1 protein-coding gene is annotated in these 2,784 nt (G+C 67.4%); it reads right to left on the bottom strand.

What is annotated here, in order from left to right:
* Positions 1–2,784: non-ribosomal peptide synthetase (locus ACTHJR_RS07865; RefSeq protein ID WP_440522574.1), on the bottom strand; the 2,784-nt coding region annotated here is incomplete at both ends.

Genomic DNA, 2,784 nt, shown 5'->3' with positions numbered 1-2,784 from the left:
TTCGCATTCGGCGTCATCGGCAATGCGTCGAGATGCTCGAAATGCGAGGGGATCATGTAATCGGGCAACGTCTTGCCGAGATGCGCGCGCAGATCGGCGCGGCTCGGCATGTCGTCGCCGCGCGTGACGAGATAGGCGGCGAGCGCGCGTTCGCCCGAGGCATCGGGCCAGCTCCGCACGGCGGCGGCGACGATTGCGGGATGTTCGGCCAGCGCTCCTTCGATCTCCTCGACCGCGACGCGATAGCCGCGGATCTTCTCGTCATTGTCGACGCGGCCGAGGCACAGGATCGTGCCGTCGGGCTGGTAGCGGGCGAGATCGCCGGTGCGGTACAGCCGCTCGCCCCGGATGGTAACGAAACGCTCGGCGGTGAGATCGGGGCGGTGGCGATAGCCCTGCGCCAGACCCGCGCCGCCGATGAACAATTCGCCGACCACGCCGATCGGCGCGGTGTTGCGATATCGGTCGAGGATATGGATGCTGGTGTTGGCGAGCGGGCGGCCGATCGGCACCGGGCCGTCGCCCGGCACGACGCGCGCGACGGTGGACCAGATCGTCGTCTCCGTCGGGCCGTAGACGTTCCACAACTCGCCCGAGCGCTGGATCAGGCTTTCGGCGAGATCGCGCGGCAGCGCTTCGCCGCCGCACAGGATGCGCAGGGTCGGCGAGCCCTGCCAGCCGGCCTCGATCAACGCGCGCCAAGTCGCGGGGGTGGCCTGCATGACGCTGGGCTCGGCGCTGACGAACAATTCGTCGAGCTGGCGCGGATCGGCGGTGACGCTCTTCGGCGCGAGGATCAACTCGCCGCCGCTGATCAGCGGCAGGAACAGTTCGAGCCCGGCGATGTCGAACGACAGGGTCGTGACCGCGAGCAGCGAGTCCTCGGCGGTGAAGCCCGGGGTCGCGCGGAACGACTCCAGCAGGTTGATCAACGCGCCATGGCTGATCTCGACGCCCTTGGGATTGCCGGTCGAGCCCGAGGTGTAGAGCACATAGGCAAGATCGTCGGGCGCGACGGCGACCGGCGGCACCTTGGCCGTCGCATTCATGTCGTCGATCAGCAGTCGCGGCAGCGGGCAATCGGGCAGGACGTGGCCGAGCTTCTTCTCGCTCAGCAAGGCGGCAGCGCCGGCGTCCCGGGCGATGTAATCGAGCCGCGCCGCCGGGAAATCGGGGTCGAGCGGCAGATAGGCCGCACCGACCCGGTGCACCGCCAGCAACGCCGCGACCATGTCGGGCGAGCGATCGAGGCAGATGCCGACCAGATCGCCCTGCTTGATCCCCGCCTCATGGAGACCCGACGCGATCGCATCGGCGCGCGCGTCGAGCGCGGCATAGCTCACCCCTTGGTCGCCGAAGCGGATCGCGACGGCATCGGGCCGCGCCGCGACCTGTACGCGGAACGCGCCCGGCAGCAGGGCCGGCGGCGGCGCGACCTCGGTCGCATTCCAGTCGACCAGCAGATGCTGCCGTTCCTCGGCACCGAGCAATGGCAAGTCCTTGAGCGGCAGCGTCGCGTCGGCGACGATACCTTCGAGGATGGTCATGTAATGCCCGATCATCCGCCGCACCGTCGACGGATCGAACAATTCGGTCGAATAGAGGAAGCGGCCGTGCATCCCTTCGTTCTGGCGTTCGTCGAGCTCGAGATAGAGGTCGAACTTGGCGCCGCCGACCACGACGTCCATCTGGGTCAGGTCCCAGCCGGCGGGGAAGGGATCGACCGGCGGCTCGATCGAGAACAGGCAATTGAACAAGGGATGCGTGCCCGGCTGACGCTTGACGTCGAGCGCGCGGACCACTTCGTCGAACGGCGCTTCGCTCGCGGCCAGCGCGCCGAGCACCGAATCGCGGACCTCGATCAGGAAGTCGCTGAACCGCGTCTCGCCCTTGGGCTTGGCGCGCAGCGAGATCGTGTTGAGGAAATAGCCGACGACATTCTCGAGCTCGGGACGGCGGCGGAGATCAGTGACCCCGCCGACGATGATGTCGTCCTCACCCGTGTAGAGATGGAGCTGCGCGTGATAGGCGGCGAGCAGGGTCATGTAGAGCGTTACGCCGTGGCGCCGGCCGACCTGCTTGAGATTCTCGATCAGGGCGTTCGGGATCTCGAAGACTTCCATCGACCCGGCATGGGTCGGGCGCGCCGGCTTGGTGCGGTCGCCGACCAGTTCGAGCTTGGGCGGCGCGTCGGCGAGCGTGCGGCGCCAGTAATCGATTTGGCGTTGGATCGGCGCGCTCTTGAGATGCTCCTGCTGCCACACCGCATAATCGCCATATTGCAGCGCCGGCATCGGCAGCGGCGACGGCGCGCCGCGCGAGAAGGCGTCGTACAGCTTCGCCAGTTCGGGCACGATCACGCGATAGATCGCGACGCCATCGAAGATGATGTGATGGAGCGTGAAATAGAGCCGGTGATTGTCGTCGGCGAGCTTGATGATCCGCGCACGGAACAGCGGCGCATCGCTCAGGTCGATCGCGCGCCGGGCATCCTCCTGGCCGATCGCCAAGGCGGCGGCATCACGCTCGGCCTCGGGCAGATGGCTGACGTCGTCATACGGCAGCGGGATGTCCTGATGCTCGCGCACGCGCTGTACCAGCACGCCCTTCTCTTCGACGAACGCCGTCCGCCACGCCTCGTGGCGGCGCAATATCTCGTTGACGCTGCGCTCCATCGCGCCGCGGTCGAAACTGCCGAAGCGATGGATCGTGATCGACTCGTTATAGAGCGGCATGTCCGGCGCCATGATGGCGTGGAGCCACACCTGGCGCTGGTCGGCCGAG

It is taken from the genome of Sphingomonas sp., assembly GCF_051962185.1.
Classification (GTDB): Bacteria; Pseudomonadota; Alphaproteobacteria; order Sphingomonadales; family Sphingomonadaceae; genus Sphingomonas.
This window is presented reverse-complemented; position numbering and strand designations above follow the sequence as displayed.